The sequence below is a fragment of the Brevibacterium otitidis genome (assembly GCF_042429315.1).
In the GTDB taxonomy this organism is placed as follows: Bacteria; Actinomycetota; Actinomycetes; order Actinomycetales; family Brevibacteriaceae; genus Brevibacterium; species Brevibacterium otitidis.
In genome coordinates this window covers 1-23,002 of the sequence record NZ_JBHMAU010000047.1, presented here as the reverse complement: position 1 = coordinate 23,002, position 23,002 = coordinate 1, and the positions used below count along the sequence as shown (strand labels likewise).

The 23,002-nt window shown below is 66.4% G+C and carries 25 protein-coding genes; 15 read left to right on the top strand and 10 right to left on the bottom strand.

Annotated features, from left to right (window positions below):
• Position 1: 1 nt before the first annotated feature.
• Both ACFFN1_RS07315 and ACFFN1_RS07310 read left to right on the top strand, forming a co-directional pair.
• Positions 2-1,918, top strand: coding sequence for an FAD-binding monooxygenase (locus ACFFN1_RS07315; RefSeq protein ID WP_376840021.1), 1,917 nt, complete (start codon positions 2-4; stop codon positions 1,916-1,918).
• A gap of 123 nt (positions 1,919-2,041) precedes the next feature.
• Entirely contained in the window at positions 2,042-2,503 is a 462-nt protein-coding gene (locus ACFFN1_RS07310) for a hypothetical protein (RefSeq protein WP_376840019.1), read from the top strand.
• A 234-nt stretch (positions 2,504-2,737) separates the two neighbouring features.
• On the opposite strand, the gene ACFFN1_RS07305 is transcribed toward ACFFN1_RS07310, so the two are convergent.
• From ACFFN1_RS07305 to ACFFN1_RS07295, 3 genes are read right to left on the bottom strand one after another with little or no spacing between them, the layout of a single operon-like run.
• On the bottom strand, positions 2,738-4,087 hold the full coding sequence (locus ACFFN1_RS07305) for a thiamine pyrophosphate-dependent enzyme (protein WP_376840018.1): 1,350 nt from the start codon (positions 4,085-4,087) through the stop codon (positions 2,738-2,740).
• On the bottom strand, positions 3,991-4,458 hold the full coding sequence (locus tag ACFFN1_RS07300; RefSeq protein WP_376840016.1) for a thiamine pyrophosphate-binding protein: 468 nt from the start codon (positions 4,456-4,458) through the stop codon (positions 3,991-3,993). Before ACFFN1_RS07300 ends, ACFFN1_RS07305 begins: the two co-directional genes overlap by 97 nt.
• A 33-nt stretch (positions 4,459-4,491) precedes the next feature.
• Positions 4,492-4,689, bottom strand: a complete 198-nt coding sequence (locus ACFFN1_RS07295; RefSeq protein ID WP_376840015.1) for a hypothetical protein — start codon at positions 4,687-4,689, stop codon at positions 4,492-4,494.
• A gap of 375 nt (positions 4,690-5,064) precedes the next feature.
• Here ACFFN1_RS07295 and ACFFN1_RS07290 point away from each other — a divergent pair, with 375 nt between their 5' ends.
• The 3 genes from ACFFN1_RS07290 (at position 5,065) to ACFFN1_RS07280 (ending at position 7,517) form a co-directional block, all read left to right on the top strand.
• Positions 5,065-5,874: an enoyl-CoA hydratase-related protein gene (locus tag ACFFN1_RS07290; protein WP_376840013.1), complete on the top strand. Its 810-nt coding sequence runs from the start codon at positions 5,065-5,067 to the stop codon at positions 5,872-5,874.
• Between the two features lie 78 nt (positions 5,875-5,952).
• Entirely contained in the window at positions 5,953-6,273 is a 321-nt protein-coding gene (locus ACFFN1_RS07285; protein ID WP_376840011.1) for a helix-turn-helix domain-containing protein, read from the top strand.
• Positions 6,270-7,517, top strand: a complete 1,248-nt coding sequence (locus tag ACFFN1_RS07280) for a type II toxin-antitoxin system HipA family toxin (protein WP_376840009.1) — start codon at positions 6,270-6,272, stop codon at positions 7,515-7,517. Before ACFFN1_RS07285 ends, ACFFN1_RS07280 begins: the two co-directional genes overlap by 4 nt.
• A 150-nt stretch (positions 7,518-7,667) precedes the next feature.
• Here ACFFN1_RS07280 and ACFFN1_RS07275 read toward each other — a convergent pair whose 3' ends face one another.
• Positions 7,668-9,767 (bottom strand): ABC transporter ATP-binding protein, encoded by a 2,100-nt coding sequence (locus ACFFN1_RS07275; protein ID WP_376840008.1) that lies wholly within the window; start codon positions 9,765-9,767, stop codon positions 7,668-7,670.
• Positions 9,764-11,497: an ABC transporter ATP-binding protein gene (locus ACFFN1_RS07270; RefSeq protein WP_376840006.1), complete on the bottom strand. Its 1,734-nt coding sequence runs from the start codon at positions 11,495-11,497 to the stop codon at positions 9,764-9,766. Before ACFFN1_RS07270 ends, ACFFN1_RS07275 begins: the two co-directional genes overlap by 4 nt.
• Here ACFFN1_RS07270 and ACFFN1_RS07265 point away from each other — a divergent pair.
• Both ACFFN1_RS07265 and ACFFN1_RS07260 read left to right on the top strand, forming a co-directional pair.
• Positions 11,496-11,642, top strand: coding sequence for a hypothetical protein (locus ACFFN1_RS07265; protein ID WP_376840005.1), 147 nt, complete (start codon positions 11,496-11,498; stop codon positions 11,640-11,642). The genes ACFFN1_RS07270 and ACFFN1_RS07265 overlap by 2 nt on opposite strands.
• Before the next feature lie 132 nt (positions 11,643-11,774).
• Positions 11,775-12,200 (top strand): NUDIX hydrolase, encoded by a 426-nt coding sequence (locus ACFFN1_RS07260; protein ID WP_376840003.1) that lies wholly within the window; start codon positions 11,775-11,777, stop codon positions 12,198-12,200.
• A 23-nt stretch (positions 12,201-12,223) separates the two neighbouring features.
• Here ACFFN1_RS07260 and ACFFN1_RS07255 read toward each other — a convergent pair whose 3' ends face one another.
• Positions 12,224-13,561, bottom strand: a complete 1,338-nt coding sequence (locus ACFFN1_RS07255) for an MFS transporter (RefSeq protein ID WP_376840001.1) — start codon at positions 13,559-13,561, stop codon at positions 12,224-12,226.
• 397 nt (positions 13,562-13,958) lie between these two features.
• Between ACFFN1_RS07255 and ACFFN1_RS07250 the strand changes: the two genes are divergently transcribed.
• On the top strand, positions 13,959-14,276 hold the full coding sequence (locus tag ACFFN1_RS07250; RefSeq protein ID WP_376840000.1) for a hypothetical protein: 318 nt from the start codon (positions 13,959-13,961) through the stop codon (positions 14,274-14,276).
• Between the two features lie 56 nt (positions 14,277-14,332).
• Here ACFFN1_RS07250 and ACFFN1_RS07245 read toward each other — a convergent pair whose 3' ends face one another.
• The gene (locus ACFFN1_RS07245; protein WP_376839998.1) at positions 14,333-15,307 is read right to left on the bottom strand and encodes a CPBP family glutamic-type intramembrane protease; all 975 of its coding nucleotides are present in this window, start codon (positions 15,305-15,307) and stop codon (positions 14,333-14,335) included.
• A 113-nt stretch (positions 15,308-15,420) separates the two neighbouring features.
• Here ACFFN1_RS07245 and ACFFN1_RS07240 point away from each other — a divergent pair, with 113 nt between their 5' ends.
• Complete coding sequence (locus ACFFN1_RS07240; RefSeq protein ID WP_376839995.1) at positions 15,421-16,512, top strand: sensor histidine kinase; 1,092 nt, start codon at positions 15,421-15,423, stop codon at positions 16,510-16,512.
• Positions 16,503-17,135: a response regulator gene (locus ACFFN1_RS07235; protein WP_376839993.1), complete on the top strand. Its 633-nt coding sequence runs from the start codon at positions 16,503-16,505 to the stop codon at positions 17,133-17,135. Before ACFFN1_RS07240 ends, ACFFN1_RS07235 begins: the two co-directional genes overlap by 10 nt.
• A 10-nt stretch (positions 17,136-17,145) precedes the next feature.
• On the opposite strand, the gene ACFFN1_RS07230 is transcribed toward ACFFN1_RS07235, so the two are convergent.
• A complete protein-coding gene (locus ACFFN1_RS07230) occupies positions 17,146-17,853 on the bottom strand; it encodes an NUDIX hydrolase (protein ID WP_376839992.1) in 708 nt (235 codons plus the stop codon).
• 173 nt (positions 17,854-18,026) lie between these two features.
• Here ACFFN1_RS07230 and ACFFN1_RS07225 point away from each other — a divergent pair, with 173 nt between their 5' ends.
• The 4 genes from ACFFN1_RS07225 (at position 18,027) to ACFFN1_RS07210 (ending at position 21,305) form a co-directional block, all read left to right on the top strand.
• The gene (locus ACFFN1_RS07225) at positions 18,027-18,485 is read left to right on the top strand and encodes a MaoC family dehydratase (RefSeq protein ID WP_376839989.1); all 459 of its coding nucleotides are present in this window, start codon (positions 18,027-18,029) and stop codon (positions 18,483-18,485) included.
• A complete protein-coding gene (fabG, locus tag ACFFN1_RS07220; protein ID WP_376839986.1) occupies positions 18,482-19,231 on the top strand; it encodes a 3-oxoacyl-ACP reductase FabG in 750 nt (249 codons plus the stop codon). Before ACFFN1_RS07225 ends, fabG begins: the two co-directional genes overlap by 4 nt.
• Before the next feature lie 455 nt (positions 19,232-19,686).
• Complete coding sequence (locus tag ACFFN1_RS07215; RefSeq protein ID WP_376839984.1) at positions 19,687-20,454, top strand: hypothetical protein; 768 nt, start codon at positions 19,687-19,689, stop codon at positions 20,452-20,454.
• Between the two features lie 536 nt (positions 20,455-20,990).
• Positions 20,991-21,305: a hypothetical protein gene (locus ACFFN1_RS07210; protein ID WP_376839981.1), complete on the top strand. Its 315-nt coding sequence runs from the start codon at positions 20,991-20,993 to the stop codon at positions 21,303-21,305.
• An 8-nt stretch (positions 21,306-21,313) separates the two neighbouring features.
• Here the strand turns inward: ACFFN1_RS07210 and ACFFN1_RS07205 are convergent, their stop codons facing one another.
• Together ACFFN1_RS07205 and ACFFN1_RS07200 are read right to left on the bottom strand one after the other, a co-directional pair.
• A complete protein-coding gene (locus ACFFN1_RS07205; RefSeq protein ID WP_376839979.1) occupies positions 21,314-21,721 on the bottom strand; it encodes a type II toxin-antitoxin system VapC family toxin in 408 nt (135 codons plus the stop codon).
• Positions 21,718-21,969 (bottom strand): type II toxin-antitoxin system Phd/YefM family antitoxin, encoded by a 252-nt coding sequence (locus tag ACFFN1_RS07200; RefSeq protein ID WP_376839976.1) that lies wholly within the window; start codon positions 21,967-21,969, stop codon positions 21,718-21,720. Before ACFFN1_RS07200 ends, ACFFN1_RS07205 begins: the two co-directional genes overlap by 4 nt.
• A 224-nt stretch (positions 21,970-22,193) precedes the next feature.
• On the opposite strand from ACFFN1_RS07200, the gene ACFFN1_RS07195 reads away from it, so the two are divergent.
• Positions 22,194-23,002 (top strand): transposase (locus tag ACFFN1_RS07195; RefSeq protein WP_376839973.1); only part of this gene is annotated, 809 nt, incomplete at its 3' end.

The following is a 23,002-nucleotide window of genomic DNA, read 5'->3' as shown; positions in this document are numbered from 1 at the left end:
GATGCAATTCCACCACCACGGATACGTCACCCACGACCCGCTCATCGAACCGGCGGCCGGCATCGGCCTCGACCGGCCGGAGGAGCTGCCCGATGAGATGGACGTCCTCATCGTCGGCACCGGCCCGGCCGGCATGATCACCGCCGCCCAGCTCGCGCAGTTCCCCGACGTCCACACCCGGATCATCGAACGCCGCCCCGGCCGCTTGCAGATCGGGCAGGCCGATGGCATCCAGGCCCGCAGCGTCGAGACCTTCCAGGCCTTCGGCTTCGCCAACCGGATCATCGACGAGGCCTACCGGATCACCGAGATGTGCTTCTGGGGCCCGGACCCGGACAACCCGGAGAACATCGTCCGCCAGTCACGGCCGGCCGATGACCCGCATGGCATCTCCGAATTCCCGCACCTCATCGTCAACCAGGCCCGCATCCAGGACCACTTCGCGGCCTTCATGCACAACTCGCCGGCGCGCATGAAGCCCGACTATGGCTGGGAGATGCTCGGCCTGTCCCGCGATGACGCCGAGGAGTATCCGGTCGCCGTCGAGCTGCGCCGCACCACCGGACCCGATGAGGGCAGCACCCGCACGGTGCGCGCGAAGTACGTCGTCGGCTGCGACGGCGCGCACTCGCAGGTGCGCAAGGCGATCGGCCGCAAACCGCAGGGCGACCAGGCCTTCCACGCCTGGGGCGTGATGGACGTGCTCGCCGTCACCGACTTCCCCGACATCCGCACGAAGTGCGCGATCCAGTCGAGCTCCGGCGGCAACATCCTCCACATCCCGCGTGAGGGCGGCTACCTGTTCCGCATGTACGTCGACTTGGGCGAGGTCTCACCCGAGGATGCCGGCGCGATCCGCAAGACGACCGTCGAGGACACCATTGCCAAGGCGAACGCGATCATCCACCCGTACTCCCTCGACGTCAAGAACGTCGCCTGGTACTCCGTCTACGAGGTCGGCCACCGGGTGACCGACCGGTTCGACGACATCGACGACGGCGATGAGCGCACCCCGCGCGTCTTCATCACCGGCGACGCCTGCCACACCCACTCGGCGAAGGCCGGGCAGGGCATGAACGTCTCGATGCAGGACGGGTTCAACATCGCCTGGAAGCTCGGCCACGTGCTCTCCGGCCTGGCGCCTGAGGGGCTGCTGCGCACCTACTCGCGCGAGCGCCAGCCGGTCGCCCAGAACCTCATCGACTTCGATAAGGAATGGTCGACGCTCATGGCGAAGAAGTCCAGCGAGTTCGAAGACCCCGCCTTCCTCGCCGACTTCTACGTCAAGACCGCCGAGTTCCCGGCCGGTTTCATGACCGAATACGACTCCGCCCCGCTCACCGGCAGTGCCGAGCACCAGCAGCTGGCCGCAGGCTTCCCGCTGGGCAAGCGTTTCACGTCGGCCCCGGTGGTGCGGGTGGCCGATGCGGTGCCGCTGCACCTGGGCCACCACGCCCGGGCCGATGGTCGCTGGCGGATCTACGTCTTCGCCGACGCCCCGGCAGCAGGCGCTGCGGACTCGAAGCTCGCCGCCTGGGCCGACTGGATGGAAGGCGACGCCGCCTCGCCGCTGCGCGTGCACACGCCGGCCGGCGCGGATCCGGATGCGCTCTTCGACGTCAAGGTCGTCTACCAGCAGGCGCATCACGAGTTCGAGGTCACCGATGTGCCCGACGTGTTCCGCCCGAAGGTCGGCCCGTACGAGCTCATCGACCAGGAGAAGGTCTTCGCGATCGCCCCGCAGGACACCCATGAGAGCGACCGCCACCTCGCCGGCGACATCTTCGCGATGCGCGAGATCTCCCGCGAGGGCGCCGTCGTCATCGTCCGGCCCGACCAGTACGTCTCCGCCGTGCTGCCGCTCGACCGTCCCGAGCTCGTCGGCGAGCACTTCGAACCGCTGCTCAACCGCGTCTGAGGCTCGGGTCTTGAGTCTCTGCTGGTGAATCCCGGCTGGTGACTTCCAGCCGGTGATCCCGTCCCCGAGGCGCCGGTTCCGAACGATCGGAACCGGCGCCGCGGGCGTGTGTAGGGTGAGAACATGGCTCCCACATCCCCCTGGAGCGTCACCACCGCGCTCTCGCCGCTGCCGGCGGTCATCCTCGCCGCGAGCATCGCGATGGTGGCCGGTCTCACCATCGCCTTCTGGTCGGAGGTCGGCTGGTTCATGCTCGCCTGCACGATCGTCGTCATCGTCCTCGCCGTCCCGCTCTTCGCCGCCCGCCTGCGCATCGACGAGACCGGGGTGACCACCGCCTCGGTCCTGGGATTCCCGCGCGCGATCATTCCGCGCGAGGACATCACCGGCGTCGAGGCCACTCGCGTCGACCCGCTCGGCGACTACCTCGGCTGGGGATGGCGGTCGAACAAGACCGCCAAGGGCTTCGTGCTGCGCGACGGGCCAGCACTCATCATCCACCGAACCGCCGGCAAGGCGATCGTGTTCACCACGCCCGAGGCGGAGGACGCCGCCGAACGGATCGGCACCCTGGTGCCGCGCTGAGAGGTGCCAGGCTGAGCGGTGCCGCCAGCCACCCGCGCTGACTGCTGAATCCTCGGTTCTGGATTTTGCAGTCAACGTCGATGAATCGGGTGAAACGTCGACGTTGACTGCTGAATCAAGCACTCTGAATCTGGCACTCAACGTCGATCCACCCGTCCCCGCACACACCGGCGCCCTGGCCTCGGTGAGACCAGGGCGCCGGGCCGGTACGTCACTCCGGCGAACCGCTGTGCGTCAGCGGCGGCTCTCGAGGGTCTCCTTGACCTTCGCGATCGCGAAGCCCCAGCCCTGTTCGACCGTCGGCTTCGGCGGCACGGAGATCTCCTCGGGGTTCGTCAGTACAACGATGAGCACCGGGGACTTCTGCGCAAACGCCCAGCGCAGCGACTCCTCCAGATCCTCCGGCTCCTCCACCCGGCGTGCGGTCCACCCCATGGCCGTGGCGACGGCTGCGAAGTCCGGGTTGTCGAGCTCAGTGCCGAACTCCGGCAGCCCGCCCTGCTCCTGTTCGAGCTTGACCATGCCGAGCCGGGAGTTGTTGAAGACGACCGCAACGACCGGCAGATCATAGGTGACCGCGGTGCGCATATCGCCGAGCAGCATCATGAGTCCGCCGTCACCGCACATCGCCACCACCGGCCGCGACCGGTCGAGAGCCTGTGCACCGAGGGCCTGGGGGAGCGCATTGGCCATCGAACCGAGATTGAACGAACCGAGCAGCCTGCGCTCATCGCTCATGCTGATGAACCGCGACATCCACACCGTCGACATGCCCGTATCCGTGGTGAAGACTGCGTCGGCCGGGGCGAGCTCATCGAGCAGCGCGCCGACCATCTCCGGGCGGATCCGGTCATCGGGGTTGTCGAACAGCCCGCGAATCCGCTCGAGGATCGAGGCAGTGCCGCCCTCGGGATCGGACAGGATGCCCTGGTGCTTGCGCCAGTCGGCGTAGCGCTTCTGCACCTTGGTCAGCAGTTTGTCGTCCTTCTTCGGCTGCAGCCGGGGCTGCAGGGCCCGCAGCGTCTCGCCGACATCGCCGACCAGCGGCAGGTTCACCTGGGTGCGCCGGCCGATGTGGGACGGGCGCACGTCGACCTGGATGACGGTTTTGCCCTCGGGGAACCACTCGCGGTACGGGAAGTCGGTGCCGAGCATGAGCAGCACATCGCAGCCGTCGAAGGCCTCGGCTGCGGCCGGATTGCCGATGAGCCCGGACTGCCCGACGCTGAAGGGGTTGTCGTCGAAGGCGTCCTTGCCCTTGATGGTCACGACCATCGGCGCGTTGAGCGTCTCGCACAGCGCGAGCACCTCGGCCCGGGACTCCCGTGCCCCGACGCCGGCGAGCACCGTGACGGCCTTCGCGTCGTTGAGTGCGGCAGCCGCGTCATCGAGTTGGGCTGCCGCCGGTGCCCCGGCCGGCAGGGGACCGGCGAGGGCCGGCTCGACCGGATCGTCGAGTTCGAGGGTGCCGAGGTCGCCGGGGAGTGTCAGCACCGCGACGCCGGATTCGGCGTAGGCGGTGTTGATCGCCTGTTCGAGCATGTGCGGCACCTGCTCAGCGGAGGTGATCGTCTGGTTGTACACGGCGACATCGGAAACAGCAGGTCGTTGTTGACCTCCTGGAAGTAGTCGCTGCCGGCCTCGGCACTCGGCACCTGCCCGCAGATCGCCAGCACCGGGGCGTGGGACTTCTTCGCGTCATACAGGCCGTTGAGTAGATGGACTGAACCCGGCCCGACGGTGCCCATGCACAGCCCGATCCGGTTGCTCAGCTGCGCCTGCGCGGCCGCGGCGAAGGCGGCCGCCTCCTCGTGCCGCACCCCGATCCACTGAATCCGCCCATCGCGGCGGATCGCATCGGTCAGCGGATTGAGCGCATCGCCCACGACACCCCAGGACTGCTCGACCCCGTGGTCGGCGAGGGTGCGGATGATGTGCTCGGCGATCGTCGTCATGTTCTGTACTCCTTCTCGTGTGCGTGTCTGCGTTCAGGTGCGGGTGACGGTGGGGTCGGGCTGCGTCCCGTCGCCGAGGCGGGGGCTGCGTGATGCGGGTGACCGGCCGGTCCGCGGGAGGGCCGGAATCTCGCGGCTGAGCAGATGGAGTTCGTGGGTGCCGGGATAGCGCAGTGCGCAGAGCTCGTCGTCGGCGGCGAGCACGGCGTTCAGCCAGACTGTCGCTTCCACGCGCTGCCGCCCAGCGCTGAGACCGACGAGCCTGCACATCGCTGACCTTTCCGGCGGGCACGGCGTCCACTCCGGTTCCCACTGTCCTCCTCCCTGTGTATGAATGCAAGTGTCCTTGACTGACTCCTGCCCTCTGACCTGCGCCGTCACCGATGCGAACGAAAGTGGGACCTTACTGACACTGCACCGCCTCGAAACGACGCAGCTGCTGGTCAGAACCATTGACGAGACGATCAACAAAAGGGAGGCGCCGCGCCCAGCACCGGCGACTTCCCTGAATCCGTGACCGACCCAAGCCGGAATCGGTTCCCGAGGCGGTTCTCGGGATAGGCTGACGGCACCGCCCCGCCTGCCCCTGGCCTGCAAAGGAACACCATGACCGAGACCCGCGCCTCCCACGGCACCGTCGTCCTCACCGTCACCGATGGCCTCGCCCACGTCGAAATCGACCGGGCCGAGACCCTCAACTCGCTCACCGGCGAGGTGATGGCCGACCTCGTCGAGATCGGCACGGACCTCATCGACCGCGATGATGTCAGCGCCGTCGTGCTCTCCGGGCGCGGCCGGGCGTTCTGCGCTGGCCTCGATGTCAGCGAATTCGGCCGGATGGTCTCCGGCGGCGGGGGATCACCGGAGTCCGAGAAGCCCCTCGGCGCCGCCCGCGCCCTGGCTCAGCAGTGCGTGCATGTATGGTCGCTCGTGCCCGCCCCGGTCATCGCCGCTGTGCAGTCGGTCGCCTACGGCGGCGGACTGCAGATCGCCCTCGGCGCCGACGTGCGCATCGCCAGCCGCGAGCTCAAGGCCTCGATGATGGAGGTCAACTGGGGGATCATCCCCGACATGTGCGGCACTCAGCTGCTCACCCGGCTCATCGGGCCCGGCCGGGCCAAGCTGGCGATCCTCACCGGCCGCGTCATCGACGCCGACACCGCATTCGCGTGGGGCATGGTCGACGAACTCGCCGATGACGCCAACGCCGCAGCGCTCGCCCTCGGCCGCGAGCTGGCCGAGAAGTCCCGCCCGGCTCTGCAGGCAGCCAAGCAGCTCGTCGACCTGGCCGCCACCGCCGATCTCACAGCGGGATTCGCCGCCGAACAGGACGCGATCCGCTCGCTCATCGGCGGACCCGAACAGCAGCAGGCAGTCGAGAAGCGGATGGCCGAGCTCAGAGCGCGCAAGGGCTGAGCCCACACCCCGCATGGACTGAGTATGCGATTGCCCTTTCTCTAATGATTAATAGACGAGTCATTAACCTATATAATGGTGGACAGACTGATCATTAAGGGCGCTATGGCACACTCGAATCCGTATCTCGACCGAGACCTGAAACAGCTGGGCGTGCACATCCGCAATTGGCGCAAGGTGCGTGGAATGACTGCTGCTGAGCTGGCCGACCGAGCTGGCATCGGTCGATCGACGCTCCGAAGCATCGAAACCGGGGAGGGTACGACGAAGCTCGCCTCTGTCATGTCAGTGATGGCGGTGCTGGGGATCAACAGGATTCTCGTCGACTCGATCGACCCCCTGCGTCACGACCTTGGCCAAGCGCGGGCCTACATGATGAACCGGGAGCGGATCCGATGAATGAGAGCCGAAGTGTCGCAGTCAGCGTCGCGCTGCCGAGTGGTGAGACTGTTCGGTGCGGCACACTGGCCGAAAACCCTGCTGCCCTCGTCAGTCAGAGACTGTCCTTCGCCTACGACCCGGACTACCTGGCGCTGCCGGCGTCCACAGAGATCAGCCCTGACCTTCCCCTGCATCGGGGCTGGTCGCATCCACCAGCGCATCTGAACGTGTTTCCCGGGATCGGAGACGCAATGCCCGATGCCTGGGGACGGCGCCTTGTCTCGATCGAGGCAAGGCGGCGGGGGCTGGCAGTCACACGTCTGACAGATTTCGACCTTCTGACGCTCATACCGAACAATACGCGGCAGGGAAACCTCAGTTTCGATGCCGGCACCCCGGATATCGAGGTTCCCGATCTCGGCATTCTGCCGCGCCTGGCAAGCGCGATACGCGCCTTCGATTCGGGCAGTGAGCTCACTGATCCTGAGGCGCTCAAGCTCCTCCCGCTAGGAACGTCGCAGGGCGGTGCCCGGCCGAAGGCTGCGGTCGCGTTCAGTGATGGGACCCTGGCGATTGCCAAATTTCCCGCCCAGGATGACCGTTGGGACGTCGGCGCTTGGGAGGGCGTCGCGCACACTCTCGCGCGCAGAGCGGGTCTGCCGGTGAGCGATAGCCGCGTCTGTGCACTGCACGAGGGATCATCAGCGTTCGTTGCCAAGCGGTTCGATCGAACGCCTGAAGGAGGCAAGATCGGTTACTGGAGTGCTCAGACGCTCATGCTCTCCACCGACACGTACGGCGTTCCGTACACCGATCTTGCGTCATTCGTCCTGTTTCATGTGAGAGACAAGCGCAAAGAGGGTGAACGGATTGTCCGCCAGGCTGCGTTCAATGTCCTCATCAGCAACGTCGACGATCACCTGCGCAATTACGGCCTCTTGCACGTCCAACGACAATGGTCATCGTCACCTGCCTTTGACCTCAATCCCTACCCGCACCCCGAACAAGTGGAGGCAACACCGCTGACGCCACAGGACGACCCGACTGACCGACAGCTGCACTCGCTCGTCGAGGCGCATGCGGAGTTCAACGCGAGCCGCAGAACCGTCGTACGGATCGTCAAGGAAGTAGAGGTCGCAACACGCGACTGGGCTGCAGTCGCTCGTGCTCTCAACATCGACGCGGAGAGCATCAACCAGATGGCGCCCGCGTTTGAAAACGCCCAACGGCAGTCGGCGCGCGACCTGGCAGTCCCTGACTGACTCAGATCAACCGGGCATCCATCCCGATTTGTGCGGCACCCGGCTAATGGCCGAGCTCAAAGCGCGCAAGGACTGAGTCCGGCGGTCCTCCGGGGAGGCCGCTGGAGCTGCAGTGCAGCCCCGTGGGCACCGCCGACCGCCCCCAGCCAACTACTCCTCTTCGCCGGTAGCCACAGCCTGCGCGAACTGCGCACGGTACAGCCCGGCATAGGCGCCGTCGGCGGCGATGAGCTGCGCATGCGAACCCTGCTCGACGATGTCGCCGTGTTCCATGACGACGATGACGTCAGCATCGCGGATCGTCGAGAGCCGGTGGGCGATGACGAAACTCGTCCGCCCGGCCCGCAGCGCATGCATCGCCTCCTGGACGAGCACCTCGGTGCGGGTGTCGACTGAGGAGGTCGCCTCATCGAGGATGAGCACCGGGGGATCAGCGACGAAGGCGCGGGCGATGGTCAGCAGCTGCTTCTCACCAGCCGACAGGCTCGTGCCGTCCTCATCGAGCACCGTGTCATAGCCGGCGGGCAGGCTGCGGACGAACCGGTCGACATAGGTCGCTTCGGCCGCGCGCAGCACCTCGTCGTCGCTGGCATCGGGGTTGCCGTAGGCGATGTTCTCCGCGATGGTCCCGCCGAACAGCCACGTATCCTGCAGCACCATGCCCATCCGGTGCCGCACCTCGGCCCGCGACATGTCCGCCGTGTCGACACCGTCGAACAGGATCCGCCCGCCGTCGAGCTCATAGAACCGCATGAGCAGATTCACCAGCGTCGTCTTCCCGGCACCGGTCGGTCCGACGATCGCGACCGTCTGCCCCGGCTGCACGGAGAGGTTCATGTCGCGGATGAGCTCACTGTCGGGGGAGTAGGAGAAGCGGACATGCTCGAACTCGATCGCTCCGCGCACCGGCTGCGCACCTGCCACCGGATCCGGGTCGACGACCTCCTCTTCGACATCGAGGAACTCGAAGACCCGCTCGGCGCTGGCGACCGCCGACTGCAGCTGCGCAGCCATCCCGCCGAGCTGCCCGAGCGGCTGCATGAACTGCCGCGAATACTGGATGAACGCCTGCACATCGCCGATCCGCAGCGACCCAGTCGCCACCATGACACCGCCGACCACGGCGACGGCGACGTATACGAGGTTGCCCAGGAACATCATCATCGGCATCAGCACGCCGGAGAGGAACTGCGCCTTGAAGCTGGCCTCATAGACCTTCTCGTTCTCGTCGTCGAAGGCCTGCTGCACGTCATCGCTGCGGCCGAACACCTGCACGAGCGCATGCCCGGTGAACGACTCCTCGACCCGCGCATTGAGCTTGCCGGTCTGCGCCCACTGGGTGACGAACTGCTTCTGCGACCGCGTCGCGACGAAGCCGGCGACCACCGCGATGAGCGGGATCGACAGCAGCGCGACGAGCGTGAGCTTCATCGAGATCGTCAGCATCATGACGAGCACAGCGGCGACCGTCAGCAGAGCGTTGACGATCTGCGAGACCGACTGGTTGAGCACCTGGCTCAGATTGTCGAGGTCGTTCGTCAGCCGCGAGAGCAGATCCCCGCGCTGCATCCGGTCGTAGTACGACAGCGGCACCTGGTGGATCTTGTCCTCGATCCGCGTGCGCATGAGCCGCATCACCCGCTGGATGACGACATTCACGAGCGCCGACATCGCCCACAGCATGAGCGACCCGCCCGCCACGACGACCAGCGCCAGCAGCAGCGTGCGCCCCAGCTCCGGGATATCCATGCCCTGACCTGGGGTGATGTGCATGGCTGCGAGCATGTCGGCCTCGGTCGTGCGGCCCTCGGCGCGCAGCTGCTCGACGAGCTGATCCTGGCTCACCCCGGCCGGCAGCCGCGAGGCGACGGCGCCTTCGAAGACGATGTTCGTCGCCTGGCCGAGGATCTTCGGGCTGAGCGCGGTGAGGATGACGGCGGCGATCCCGGAGATGAGCGCCAGCAACAGCAGCAGGCTGTGCGGCCGGAACCAGCCGGCGAGTCGCGTGAAGTTCGGCCAGAAGGCCTTCGGCTTGCCCATCGCCTCTGAGCCCCAGTCGCCTGCCGATGGCGGCGGCTGGTGGTCCTCGTCGTCGAACGCCCCTCCCGAGGCGGTCGCCGGGTTTGCCGTTCCCGAGGCGGTCGCTGGGTTTGCCGTTCCCGAGGCGGTTGCCGGGTTGGCCTGGTCCGGCGCCTCGCCGGTCTGCAGGCTCGCGGCGCGCTTCTGCTCTTCCGGGTTCTGGTGGCTCACAGTGCACTCCCGACGCTGCGCTGGGATTCGACGATCTCGCGGTAGACCTCGTTGCTCTCGGCGAGCTCCGCATGCGTGCCGGTGCCGACGACGACGCCGTCATCGAGGACGATGATCTGATCGGCGTCGGTGATCGAGGCGACGCGCTGGGCGACGATGATCCGCGTCGTGTGCCCGAAGTGCTCATCGAGACCGGCCCGCAGCCGGGCATCGGTCTCCGCGTCGAGCGCGGAGAAGGAGTCGTCGAAGAGCAGCACCGGCGGGTTCGCTACGAGTGCGCGGGCGATCGCCAGGCGCTGCCGCTGCCCGCCGGAGACGTTCTGCCCGCCCTGTGCGATGCGCGCCTGAAGCCCGCCGTCCATCTCAGCGACGAAGCCGGCCGCCTGCGCAACCTCCAGGGCCTGCCACAGCTGCGCATCGGTGGCCTCCGGATTGCCGTAGCGCAGATTCGAGGCGACCGTGCCGGAGAACAGGAAGGCCTTCTGCGGCACCAGGCCGATCTGCCCGTGCAGCACCGCGGGATCGAGCCGGCGGACGTCGACACCGCCGACCTCCACCGTCCCGGACTGCACATCGAACAGCCGCGGGATGAGCCCGAGCAGCGTCGACTTCCCGGCCCCGGTCGAGCCGATGATTGCCGTCGTCGTCCCCGGCGCGAAGGTGACGCTGACATCGCGCAGCACCGGCGCCTCGGCTCCGGGGAACCCGAACGTCGCAGCGGTGAGCTCGACGGCTCCCGGCGCCGGCACCTCGGTCACGGCTTCAGCCGGCGGCAGCACGGTCGGGGCGGTGTCGAGGACCTCGCTGATGCGCTTGGCGGAGACCGCCGCGCGCGGGATCATCATCGTCATGAACGTCGCCATCATGACGCCCATGAGGATCTGCATGAGGTACTGCATGAACGCCATCATCGTGCCGACCTCGGTGATGCCGGCCTCGACCTGCAGCGCGCCGAACCAGATGACGGCGACCGAGGACACCTGCAGGATCCCCATGACGAGCGGGAACATGAGCGCGAACAGCATGCCCACCCGGTAGTTCGTCTCCGTCAGCTCTCGGTTGGCGATGTCGAAGCGCCGCTTCTCGGTGGCCTCGCGGACGAAGGCGCGGATGTCGCGGATGCCGGTGAGCTGCTCGCGGGCGACGGCGTTGATCCTGTCGATCCGGGTCTGCATGACGCGGAACTGCGGGATCATCCGGGCGATGAGGATGCCGAGCGCCACGAGCAGCAGCGGCACGGCCACGAGGATGAGCCAGGACAGCCGCAGATCCTGACTCAGCGCCATGATGATCCCGCCCAGCGCCATCATCGGCGCCATGACGAGCATCGTGCAGCTCATGAGGATGAGCATCTGCACCTGCTGGACGTCGTTGGTGTTGCGGGTGATGAGGGTGGCCGCACCGAAGCGGGCGACCTCGTGCTGGGAGAAGGACTGGCCGGTGTGGAAGACGTCGCGGCGCAGGTCGCGGCCGGCGCGCATCGCAGTGCGCGCACCGAAGTACACGGCGATGATCATGGCCGCCAGCTGCACGAAGCTCACCAGCAGCATGAGCCCGCCGAGGCGCCAGATGAGCGGCACATCGGCCTGCGCGACGCCACGGTCGACGATGTGGGCGTTGAGGGTTGGCAGGTAGAGCGCGGCCAGGGACTGGACGAATTCGAAGATGAGCACGAGGATGAGCGCCCCGCTGTAGGGGCGCAGGTACCGTTTGAGCAGCGTGAGCAGCATGTCTCCCCTGATGCGGGTGGTTGACGCCGCCGAGGCGGTGGCCGTAGGCGGCGAGCGGACCTCCCGTCGGCAGTGGCGGGAGGCAGATCATGGCACGCCTGCGGCGTGGGTGCTGGCAGGTGGACGCAGCGGCGGGCAGTCGTGAGTCTGCGGGCAGCTGCACAGTGCCGGCGGGCCGACCGGCGAAAGCACCACAATACTCCGGTGGCCGTCAGATGCCTATAGCCGCACGGGTGTTCTCGCTCACAGCGAACCGGTGGTGCCGTAATCTGACGGTATGCGTCTGCGTGTGGGAGCCTACTGCGTCATCGTCGATGATGAGCGTCGCCTGCTCATGTCCCGCTGGATCGAAGGGCCCGCGCCGCTGTGGTCGATGCCCGGCGGCGGACTCGAGGAGGGTGAGGACCCGGCCGATGCCGCCGTGCGCGAGGTGTATGAGGAGACCGGCTATGAGGTCGCCTTGGGCGAGCTGCTCGGCATCGATTCGCTCGTGGTGCCCGGCGAGCGCCGGCTCAAACCCGGCAAGACCCTGCACGCACTGCGCATCATCTACACCGCCAGAGTCACCGGCGGGCAGCTACGCCACGAGGTCGGCGGGTCGAGCGACCGGGCCGCCTGGATCCCGCTCGATGAGCTGGCTGACCTGCCGCAGGTGGGGCTTGTGAAGATCGCGGTGGAGATGGCGGGGCTGGGTTCGCCGTGATACGAGTCGCTGGAACCGGCGGGTTACGTGCCGAATGCGTCGGCGTAGCTCTTCCAATCGTCGGTGCGCGGGATGCCGCGCAGGGCAGTGTTGGCTGCGATGACGATCACCGCGAGTCCGAGCAGCCCGGTGGCAAGCAGCACGAGACTGGTCCGTCCCCACCGTGCGAGCAGGAACCCGACGATGAGCGGCGGCAGTGCTGCGGCACCGAGGTTGATGACGCTGGCGGCGCTGTTGACGCGGCCGAGTAGCGCCGGAGGGACGGCCAGCAGCACATAGCCCATCATGACGGCGTTGAAGACCGGGATGCCGAGAGCGAAGATGCCGATGAGGAGCATGATCTGCCAGGGCGTATCGAACCAGGCCAGCAGGGCGAGGCAGACGAGCATGACCAGCCCGCAGACAAGAACGAGGATGCCGCCTCGGAAACGGGTCATGAGGCGGCCGGCGAAAGTCGAACCCAGCAGCATGCCTGCTCCCATCGCCGATGAAACGACGCCGATGAGGGAGACCGGATAGCCCTGCTGCTGCAGCGAATACAGCTGAGTGGTGATCGCTACACCCAAGCCCATGCTCAAGAGCACAGCCGCGGCAAGCCCGCCGAGCACGTCAGTGCGGGCGGCGATCCAGCGGAAGCCTGCAATGGATTGGGTGAAGAAGCCGGCAGGTTCTGCTGGGCCGTCATCAACGTCGGAGTCGGCCTCGTGGTCGCCGTCAGCCTGCTCGCCGACCGATCCAGCGCCGCTGTCAGCCAGTGCCTCACCATCACGTGCGACCGCGTCCGCATCACACCGCTTGCCGCGCAGCCGCAGCGCGGCAACCACCGCAATGAGGTCGAGGAGCAGCAGCACGGGTGCGGCCAGCAAGGTGGCGAAGCCGAGGATGAGCCCGCCCAGTGGTGCACCGGTCAGGGAGATCGTCGCGTCACGTCCCTGATTGGCCGCCAGCGCCGGGCCGACATGGCCTTCGTCGAGCAGTTCGACAAGCAGACCAGTCGAGGCTGAACCGGTCAATCCGTAGCGGATCGAGTACAGCGCGGTGAAGAACAGCAGCAGCCATGTGTGCGTTCCGGCGCCGAGCATCATGCAGACCCACCAGGCGACGCCGAGCACACAGCCGGAGACGGCGATCAAGGTCAGCAGCCGTAGCTTGGAAAAGCGGTCGGCGAGGTTGCCGCCGATGAGATCGGAGATCGCGAGGATGACGGTGCCGGTCGCCCCGACGACACCGGCCGCAGCCGGGTCGCCGGTGGCGATGAGGGCCAGCATCGGGAAGACGAAGGTCTTGATCGCCTCACCGAAAGCCGACGAGGTGTCCAGTACAAGCCAGCGTCGATAGACGGCGATCCGCCACACACTCACGCGCCGAATCGGCGAGGTCGGTGCGCAATCAGAGTCAGTTGGGGACGTCTTCATGTGGGAGATCTTCATCATTGGCCCCGTTCCGTGTGAACGCGGCGCGATGATTCGAATGTAGCGCGGTGTGAAAGGTGTCGTGCGAGGCGGATACAGAGTTCACCTTGAGTTCACATAGGTGATCATTGGGAACCTGTTGCCACGCATTCAGAAGCGGCGACTGGCGCAGCAATGCTATTGCCGTGAACTGTCCACGCCGGCACTGTCACCTGCGACCGTCTGCGCCACGAGGTCGGCGGGTCGAGCGACCGGGCCGCCTGGATCCCACTCGATGACCTGACTGACCTGCCGCAGGTGGGGCTTGTGAAGATCGCGGTGCAGATGACGGGGTTAGACTGACGAAATGGACAGCTCCCCGACATCCCCCGACATCGCCCCAGGTCACCGCGCTCAGAGCGGTTCCACTCCCAGCGGCCGGAAGCCCCGCGCTCCGCTGGCGCTGCGCATCACCGCGATCATCTCCGGTCTCGTGCTCGCCGTTGCAGTCGTCCTGTCGATCATGGCGATGACAGCCACCGAAGGCTGGAGGAGCATCGGCTTCGTCGCGATCCTGGCATGGGGGCTGGCCCTCATGTTCGTGCTGTGGACCGGGCTCTGGTGGATCGCCGAGGTCGTCGGCCGCCGCAAGGACCAGGAGCGCCGAGCGCAGTCGACGACTTGACAGCCGGCTGGCTGACCGACGACTGTCCGTCAGCCGACTGCACCCAGCACATGCCATCAGCGGAAGGTGAGCGACTCCGCTGCCGTCTCCGTCTGCTCGCCGGCGCGGATCTCGGAATCGCTGCCGGCACCTCGGGACCGGTCGGCAGGCCACGCACTCTGCGTCTCCTGAGCACGCCGAACCAACGGCGGGCAGAAGTGCAGTGCCGTGGCGGTGAAGACGACGGTCGTCGCGATTGAAACGGCAACCGCGCCGGGGGCGACGTTGACGGCGTTGAGGTCGGCGAGACCGAGTGCCCCGAGGATGAAGATCGAGCTGTTGCCGACGATGTGCAAGCCGATCGCCAGTTCCAGACCACCGGAGCGGTACGTGAGCAGGCCCGCCGCGGCAGCGAAGACGGCGATATCCAGAAGGCCGGGCCACGAGTACAGGTGGCCGGCAACGAACAGCGGGATCGGCAGCAGGTAGGCCCACAGCGGATTGCGCAGCCAGCTGCCGATGATCTGCGGGAGGAGTCCGCGGAAGACGAGCTCCTCGGCGAATGCCTGGAGCGGGACGATCAGCACTGCGACGGCCAGCAGCAGCGGGAACTGTGTACTGACGCGCAGCAGGCCGAAGCCGTCATCAGCGAAGAACGCGGTTCCGAGGGTGTGGGCGAGCAGCACGAGGGGAGCGGCGAGCCCGACGGCGAGCCCCAGCAGCCGCCAGCGGATCCGGCCGGCCACCGAGATGAGCGTGCCGGGCGGCTGGCCGGCGCCGAACCGGACGGCGATGAGAGCGGCCGGGATGAAGAGGACGATGAACATCAGCATCACGATCTGGGCCAGCGGAGCGTGCAGGTCACCCGGTGAGCGCAGGGCGGCGTCGATGCTCTCACCGCCGGGGCCGCCGGTGACCATCCAGATGGCGCAGGCGGCGATGCCGGCGAACACGATGACGGCGTAGGAGGCGATGAACAGGACGATGGTGGCCAGCGGACGCCACCAGCGGTAGCCGGGAGCGGTGCGGGCAAGACGATGAAAAGCGGTCATGCCCTCAAGCCTCATCGAGTGCCGAGCGCTGCGGTATCGGCCATCGGCTTGAGATGATCGGTACCTTCGGCCGACACCGGGCCGGCCGGGCTGACACGTAGGATCGAACCGCTATGCTCCGTTTCCTCAGCCGCGCAGCGGTCATCATCATCGGGGCAGTCCTCGGTGGGCTGCTGTTCGTTCTCGACTTCGGGATCCGACTGGAGACCGAGCCGGTGCCCAGCGACGCGGAGCTTGGGCGTACGGCCGTCATCTACGTGCTGTGCGGAGTCGCGGCGATCATCCTGGCCATCGGTGCGCTGCACCGCGGTTGGGTCGCGCTCGTCTGCGGTGCCGGTGTCATCGTCCTTGGCGGGTTCTCCCCGCTGGGTGCGCCGCTGGCGCTGTGGGTGCTGTTCTCCATGTGCGCCCGCTCCCCGTGGCGCTGGCCGGCCACAGCAGCAGGGAGCATGGCCGCAGCCGCTGTCATCACGCTGCTGTTCATGCCCGCCGGTTCGGACACGGCCGAGCGGGTCGTCGCCGTCGCCGGATTCGTCGTCATCACCGTCACCGCCGTGTTCACCGGTGTGGTGCGCAGGCTCAAACGCGAATCCCGTGCCCGCGAGGTCGAGGAGGCGCGCAGCCGAGCCCGCAGCGCCGAGCGCCTGCGCATCGCCCGCGACGTCCACGACACTCTCTCCCATCGGCTCAGCATCATCGCCATGCACGCCGGTGCCCTCGAATGTCAGGCGGCGAAGGACCCCGCCGCAGCAGCCGCGGTCGCCGGCACGGTCCGGGAGGCCGCGCGCGAGGCGGGGGCTGACCTGCGGGCGGTGCTCACCACCCTGCGCGAGGAACCGGCAGGCACCGAACCGCAGCTCAACTTCGACCGGCTCGGCCCGATCGACTGGCAGACCCCGCTGACTGCCGACCAGGTGCAGGCCGGCCCGGCGCTGGCAGCCCACACGGTGTACCGGGTGCTGCAGGAAGGGCTGACGAATGCGCGCAAGCACGCACCCGGACACGACGCGACCGCCACGGTGCGGCAAGCCGGCGACCGCCTGCTCGTCCAGGTGGAGAATCGCCTCGGGCCCGGTTGGGAATCGGCCGATCCCGGTTACGGCCTCATCGGGCTCGACGAGCGGCTGCGGCTCATCGGCGGCACCCTGGAGGCTGGCCGGGCAGCGGGTTCCTTCATCCTGCGAGCGGAGGTGCCATGGACATGATCCGTGTCGCCGTTGTCGATGACGAGCCGCTCGTGCGCTCGGGCCTGCGGCTCATCCTCAGCTCCGCCGCTGACATCGAGGTCGTCGCCGAGGCGGCCACCGGCGCCGAGGCGGTGGCCGGCTGGGCAGACTGGCAGGCTGATGTCGTGCTCATGGACATCCGGATGCCCGGACTCGACGGCGTCACCGCCACCGCGCAGATCACAGCCGAACCTGCCGCTCCGCAGATCCTCGTGCTCACCGCCTTCGACACCGATGACTACATCCTCGATGCGCTCGCCGCCGGGGCGACCGGCTTCCTCCTCAAGGACACCCCGCCAGCCGAGCTGACGGCTGCTGTACGCTCGGCTGCGGCGGGCACCCGGGCGGTCAGCCCAGCTGTGCTGACCAGCCTGCTCGAGCTGGCCGGGCGCAGCCGCGCGCGCACCGATCCGCTGGCAGGCCTGAGTGAGCGCGAGCGTGAGATCGCCGAGGCGGTGGCTGACGGGCTGTCGAATGCCGAGATCTGCCAGCGGCTGTTCCTGTCGCTGTCGACGGTCAAGACCTATCTCGGCCGGATCTTCGACAAGCTCGGGGTCACCAGCCGGGTGCAGCTGGCGATCCTCGTCCTCGAATCACGCTGACCGCCGACGGTCAGCTGTGCTTGCCGGGTTCGCGCGGCTTGACCGGCACGATCTCGTGATCGCTGCCCATGACCGCCTCGACCGAGCCGCGCGCGTCGATCTCACCGAGCAGCGCCAGCGTCGGGCGCATGAGCTTAAGGCGCTGCGCCTCCTCCTCGGCGATGATGTGCTTGACGTTCATCCACTCGGAGTTCTCCGCCTCCGTCGTCTGATGCACCGCGGCATCGGCGTCCTCCGGCGCGGAGACGAAGAAGTAGGTGTCGAAGCGCCGGGAGCGTCCCGGCGGGGTCACCCAGTTCGCCCACGGCTTGAGGTCCTCAGCAGCCAGCACGACGCCGGCCTCCTCGGCGACCTCGCGCATCGCACACGCCATGAGCGTCCGGGCACCTCCCGGCAGATCCTCACACGCACTCAGGTGCCACGCCTGCTCATGGGCGTCCACCACCTCGGGCGCGGTCGCAAGGTTCGCCCCGGTCTCCTCATCGATCGGATCGACCCGGCCGCCGGGATAGACGACGACGCCTGCGGCGAAGTCCATCGTCGCCACCCGGTGCTGGACGAAGACCTCCAGGCCATCAGCGCCGTCGCGGATGAGCAGCACGCTGACCGCCGGGCGGACAGGCACAGCGTGCGGGTCGGCGGGCATGACGGTCGCATCGGTGATGTCGACGACGTCGGAGCGGTCGGTTCCCTCCGGGCCGAGATTGCGGACCATCATGCCTCCAGTCAGCTGTCACCAGGTGTGTCGTCTGTCACCCTAACCCATTAGACTGACCTCGGACGCGGTGGGCCGAGGCGCCGGCCGCGGCCTGATACAAGACGACTGCGGCCTGCCACGGTGCGAATCGGGCGGGCCGCGCAAGTGCCGCCTGCGGCGATGAAGGAGTAGCAATGGTGCGTGAGATCAACGGGATCGCCGAGCTGGAGAAGCTCGTGGGACAGGAAGTCGGCTCAAGCGACTGGGTGACGATCGACCAGGATCGGATCCAGCTCTTCGCCGATGCGACCGACGACCACCAGTGGATCCACCTCGATGAGGAGAAGGCCAAGGCCGGCCCGTTCGGCGGCACCATCGCCCACGGCTTCCTCACCCTGTCGCTGCTGCCGATGCTCTCCCAGCGCACCGTCGACGTCACCGGCATGAAGATGAAGATCAACTACGGGCTCAACAAGGTCCGCTTCCCGCAGCCGGTGCCCTCCGGCGCCCGCGTGCGCGACACCATCACCCTCGACAGCGTTGAGCGCAAGGACGCCGGCGTCATGGTCATCATGACCCACGTCATCGAGATCGACGGCGAGCAGCGCCCGGCCTGCATCGCCGAGAGCGTCTCGCTCATGGTTGAGGAATGAGCGCCGGGCTGCTCGCTGGGCGCACCGCCGTCATCACCGGTGCCGCCCAGGGCCTCGGGTTCGCCATCGCCGAGGCGTATGCCGCCGCGGGTGCGAACCTCGTGCTCGGAGACCTCAACGAGTCGGCCGTTGCCGAGGCGGCAGGGCGTCTGGAGATCGGCGAGCGTGCCATCGGGGTCGGCTGCGATGTCGTCGCCTTGGCCGATGTCGAAGCCCTGTGCCAGAAGGCCGTCGAGACGTTCGGGTCGCTCGATGTCATGGTCAACAATGCCGGCATCACCCGCGATGCGACGATGCGCAAGATGACTGAGGAGCAGTTCGACCAGGTCATCTCCGTGCACCTGCGCGGGACGTGGAACGGGCTCAAAACCGCCGCAGGTCTCATGCGCGGGCAGGAGTCAGGCGGCTCGATCGTCAACGTCTCCTCGATCTCCGGCAAGGTCGGCAATCCGGGGCAGACGAACTACTCGGCAGCCAAGGCCGGGATCGTCGGGATGACGAAGGCGGCATGCAAGGAGGTCGGCTTCGCCGGCGTGCGCGTCAACGCGATCCAGCCCGGCCTCATCCGCACCCCGATGATCGAGGCGATGAAGGACGATGTGCTGGCCCAGCGCCTGACTGAGATCCCGCTCGGCCGATTCGGCGAACCGGCCGAGGTCGCGCAGGTCGCGCTGTTCCTCGCTTCGGATATGTCGAGCTACATGACCGGCACCGTGCTGGAGATTTCCGGCGGCCGCAATCTGTGAGGTCAGCGCGTCGGGTTGATGGCGAGGCCGGCGCGGGTGCCGCCAGCCGGCCGGTGAGTGTGTGACGGCAAAGTGGGCATGAGACTGGCCCCGCACGCGGCGGAGAAACATGGCGCCGCAGTACCCGTCAGGTTCCGATCGCCTGGTTCGACGCAGCGTGGCGAGCGGTGCCTGCGTCTACGTCCTTCCGGATACGTAGGGGCGCGCAACACTGCTGGACGGTGACCGCGGTACAGATTCTACCCCTTACGACTGACGTACGTTCTTCGCCGGTATGACGAATGGAGTATTGATACGACTTTGATCCAGGGGGAAGCCTCTTGAACCCTTGACGTTGAAGCCGATAGCGTCAAAATAGGTTACCGCTGATGCACTGGCTCGATGACATTAGGGGTAATCCCCATCGGGAAACGGTGGATCAGAAAACTCCATCTCGAACGCATCCCAGAGGAGAGGTGTCTGAAATGAGAATCAAAAGTGGACTGACCGCATTTATGACAGCAGGAGCGCTTGCCGTCACTGGAACACTGGTGCCGATCTCTCCAGCATTGGCAACCGAGCAGGGGGTTCAGGCAACGGGGCAAGCCGAATGCGCTGCAGCTGACAACTCTGAAGTCACCGAGATGACTCAGGTGTCGGGAAGCGAGGCCGGGGATCTCACCGCTGCCGTAGTGAAGAAACTCAAAAGCGGTGAATTCGCCAGCCATGCAGCTAGCAGTGCGCTGAATGCTGATAAAGCCAAAGTCTACACCATCGAGAGCGAGGGAGATGAGTTTACGTCGGTCACGATCCCGGCTGAAGGTGAATACGCGGTTACGAGTAATTTCACCGTCATTCTTGATTCGCACGGAGACGTCGTCGACTACAGTGAAACCCTCCTGACTGATGTTGACGGATTCTACCACCTCGCTCAGTATCAGAACGGCAAGCAGGTGAAGAACGAAGACATTGGAGTTGCGGTGCTGACGGAGGCTGAGTTTAACAAAGCTGCAGCCGGTGACCCGGGCACCGCGGTCCCAGCAGGTGCCGGTAAGACCGCCGCCTGCGTTGCGACGGTCCTTGGCGTTTCCGGCGGTGTTGCCGCCGTTATCGTCTCAGTTTGCGCAGGATCGTGCGCTGGCGTTGCCACCGGAGTCGGCGCGGCAGTCTGTGCGGCTTGCATTGGCGCCTACGCCACGGTCGGCGGCGCCTCTATCACTACCGTCGGCAACTGCTTTAAGTAGGGTGACGTGCAATGACAAAGAGTATTATCCTTGCCTGTTGCATTGCCGGGTTTGCACTCTCAGCGGCAGCCATCATCTTGATGATCCCATCGTTGGTTCAGACTGGTGAGCCGCCCGCACCTCTATGGCTGGCGTGCGTACTATTGGGAGTGGCTGCCGGGTGTGGAAGCGGAATGTTAATGATCAAACGTATTGGCAATAGCTGACCGTCAGGAGAGGTCGATATTTCTCCGTGGCGAATCTGCCGTTAGATGATAATTGCGACGGTCCCTATTACCTCCTCTTGGTGCCTATACTCCGGCGTATAAGCATCAAGAGGAGGTGGCCATGGCAATGACGAACGTCGACGAGCACGACCGCCGAGGTGATGAGTCCGGGCAGGATTTTGTGGATGCCGAAGGGCTGGCCGCCGAAGCGCCACAGCTGGGTTCGACCTTTGCCGGCAGGCTCATGGCATGGTTCAGAGGCGACATCTTCGTGCTTGTCTGCGGGCTGCTCATGCTCGTCTGCCTCGGGCCCGAACGCCCTGGCAGATCATGCTCCTCATCGGGATCTTCGCTCTTGGCATCCCTGTCTTCAACGCCGTCATGATGGGCTACGTGCTGCTGGCTGTGCCGCCGACTCTGCTCGGCCGGTTCAACAGTGCAGCCAGCGTCATCAACCTCGGCGCAGCGGCACTGCCGCCGCTCATCGTCGGGTTCCTTCTCGAACCGTGGGGCCGGACCAGCCTCGCACTGCTTGCCACCGGGCTTCTCGGGCTCGCAGTGATCGTCATCGCCGCCAACAGAGCCCTCCGCGGCATCCCGTGCGCCGACGATTGGAAGAGTTACGCTGCGGAGTTCTCTCCTTGAAGCTGCGCTCACAGCGCTGAGGTGTCGAGCAGGTTCACGCCTGAGCTTTGGAAGTCCCTGATGTTTCGGGTGACAAGCGTCAGTTCATGCTGCAGGGCAGTTGCGGCAATCAAGGCATCCATTTCGGGCATTGGATCGGGAACGTGCAGACGAGCTGCGTAGCAAGCAACATGTTCGTCGACAGCAAGGACTGATCCGGAGAAAGCCGTCGCGATGTCTGTCAGCCATGAGCGGAGGTGCATTCCAGCATGGAAGTCTCGCCGCTCTAAACGAAGGACGCCGCGCTCGAGTTCAAGCAACGTGACGACGCTGATTGACAGGCTGGTCCGCGGCTGTCCGGCAATCCACTCGTTGAGTTCAGGGTGGGTTCGCCGACGAGCGTCACTGAGAACGTTGGTGTCGAGCAGATACCTCACAGGCCGAGATCCCGTTCAGGCTCGATGCGCCGCGGGGGCAGGTCGAACTCGATCGTGGGATCCTGGTTGCGCCAAAGCCGGTCTCCCATCAGTTCGTCCCGCCCGGTGATGCGGTCGTATTCCTCAACAGTGAGCAGTACGTGCGACGGGCGCCCGTGATCAGTGATGGTAACCGGCCCGTTTTCGGCGGCACGTTTGGCAGCTGACACGTCGCGGTTGAATTCGCGACTTGAGATGATGGTGCTCATGTATCCCACCTCCATAATGTACCTACTGTAGGTATTATATCGACCGTTGGTCGGGAACGGAACCTCATCTTCGAGTGGGAACAGAATCTCTCTAATGCATCGGCTCTACCGGCTCTTCAGAGTTGAGTGTGGGCACGCCGATCGGGCAAGGGTGCTGGGGATAAGCGTCGAGGTCCCTGATGATGAGCGGACATCTACCCGCGCTGATCTCAAGGACCTCGACAATGCCCCATCCTACGTGCCCCTGCTCGACATCTCTGGACCGTTGCAGTCGCTGCGATGTCCTCCTCGGCCTCCCCGGACTGCACCTGACCGACGTCGATGCCACCGACGAGAGCGTGGTCCTCGACGTCGAGACCTGCGGCCCGCTGACCGGTTGCCCCGGTTGCGGCGTCATCCCGACCGGCCACGGACGCGTCACTGTGACCCTGGTCGACGCCCCGTCCGCCGGCCGTCCTGCCTGCCTGCGATGGCGCAAACACCGCTGGATCTGCCGGGAGTCTGCCTGCCCGGTCGTGACGTTCCTCGAGCAGAACCCGCAGGTAGCCGCACCACGCGGCCTGCTGACAACCCGCGCGGTGTCCTGGGCGATCCGTCAGCTGCGGTATGAGAACGCCTCTATCCAGGGGCTGGCCCGCCAGTTGGGCACGACGTGGAACACGCTGTGGTCCCAGATCCGGCCAGTGCTCAACACCGCCGCTGCCGATCCGGCACGGTTCGACGGCGTCGAGGTTCTCGGCGTCGATGAGCACGTCTGGCACCACACCGATCCGCGTCGGCGCGGACCCAAGGAGCTGACCGGCATGGTCGATCTTTCCTGCCACCGGCACCGAACCGCGCTTCTGCTGGATCTCGTCCCGGGACGCTCAGCAACGGTGTACAAGGACTGGCTCGCCGCACGCGGGCCTTCCTTCCGCCAGGGTGTGCGGGTCGCGACGCTGGACCCGTTCCAGGGATACAAAAACGCGATCGATGACCAACTCGACGACGCCACCTGTGTGCTCGATGCTTTTCACATCGTGAAGCTCGCCAC

Excerpts from the sequence above, each read along its gene's own strand:
- ACFFN1_RS07315 (WP_376840021.1), top strand. The coding sequence starts at position 2 with ATGCAATTCCACCACCACGGATACGTCACCCACGACCCGCTCATCGAA.
- ACFFN1_RS07310 (WP_376840019.1), top strand. The coding sequence starts at position 2,042 with ATGGCTCCCACATCCCCCTGGAGCGTCACCACCGCGCTCTCGCCGCTG.
- ACFFN1_RS07300 (WP_376840016.1), bottom strand. The coding sequence starts at position 4,458 with ATGACGACGATCGCCGAGCACATCATCCGCACCCTCGCCGACCACGGG.
- ACFFN1_RS07290 (WP_376840013.1), top strand. The coding sequence starts at position 5,065 with ATGACCGAGACCCGCGCCTCCCACGGCACCGTCGTCCTCACCGTCACC.
- ACFFN1_RS07280 (WP_376840009.1), top strand. The coding sequence starts at position 6,270 with ATGAATGAGAGCCGAAGTGTCGCAGTCAGCGTCGCGCTGCCGAGTGGT.
- ACFFN1_RS07265 (WP_376840005.1), top strand. The coding sequence starts at position 11,496 with ATGTCTCCCCTGATGCGGGTGGTTGACGCCGCCGAGGCGGTGGCCGTA.
- ACFFN1_RS07270 (WP_376840006.1), bottom strand. The coding sequence starts at position 11,497 with ATGCTGCTCACGCTGCTCAAACGGTACCTGCGCCCCTACAGCGGGGCG.
- ACFFN1_RS07260 (WP_376840003.1), top strand. The coding sequence starts at position 11,775 with ATGCGTCTGCGTGTGGGAGCCTACTGCGTCATCGTCGATGATGAGCGT.
- ACFFN1_RS07250 (WP_376840000.1), top strand. The coding sequence starts at position 13,959 with ATGGACAGCTCCCCGACATCCCCCGACATCGCCCCAGGTCACCGCGCT.
- ACFFN1_RS07245 (WP_376839998.1), bottom strand. The coding sequence starts at position 15,307 with ATGACCGCTTTTCATCGTCTTGCCCGCACCGCTCCCGGCTACCGCTGG.
- ACFFN1_RS07240 (WP_376839995.1), top strand. The coding sequence starts at position 15,421 with ATGCTCCGTTTCCTCAGCCGCGCAGCGGTCATCATCATCGGGGCAGTC.
- ACFFN1_RS07235 (WP_376839993.1), top strand. The coding sequence starts at position 16,503 with ATGGACATGATCCGTGTCGCCGTTGTCGATGACGAGCCGCTCGTGCGC.
- ACFFN1_RS07230 (WP_376839992.1), bottom strand. The coding sequence starts at position 17,853 with ATGATGGTCCGCAATCTCGGCCCGGAGGGAACCGACCGCTCCGACGTC.
- ACFFN1_RS07225 (WP_376839989.1), top strand. The coding sequence starts at position 18,027 with ATGGTGCGTGAGATCAACGGGATCGCCGAGCTGGAGAAGCTCGTGGGA.
- fabG (WP_376839986.1), top strand. The coding sequence starts at position 18,482 with ATGAGCGCCGGGCTGCTCGCTGGGCGCACCGCCGTCATCACCGGTGCC.
- ACFFN1_RS07210 (WP_376839981.1), top strand. The coding sequence starts at position 20,991 with ATGCTCCTCATCGGGATCTTCGCTCTTGGCATCCCTGTCTTCAACGCC.
- ACFFN1_RS07200 (WP_376839976.1), bottom strand. The coding sequence starts at position 21,969 with ATGAGCACCATCATCTCAAGTCGCGAATTCAACCGCGACGTGTCAGCT.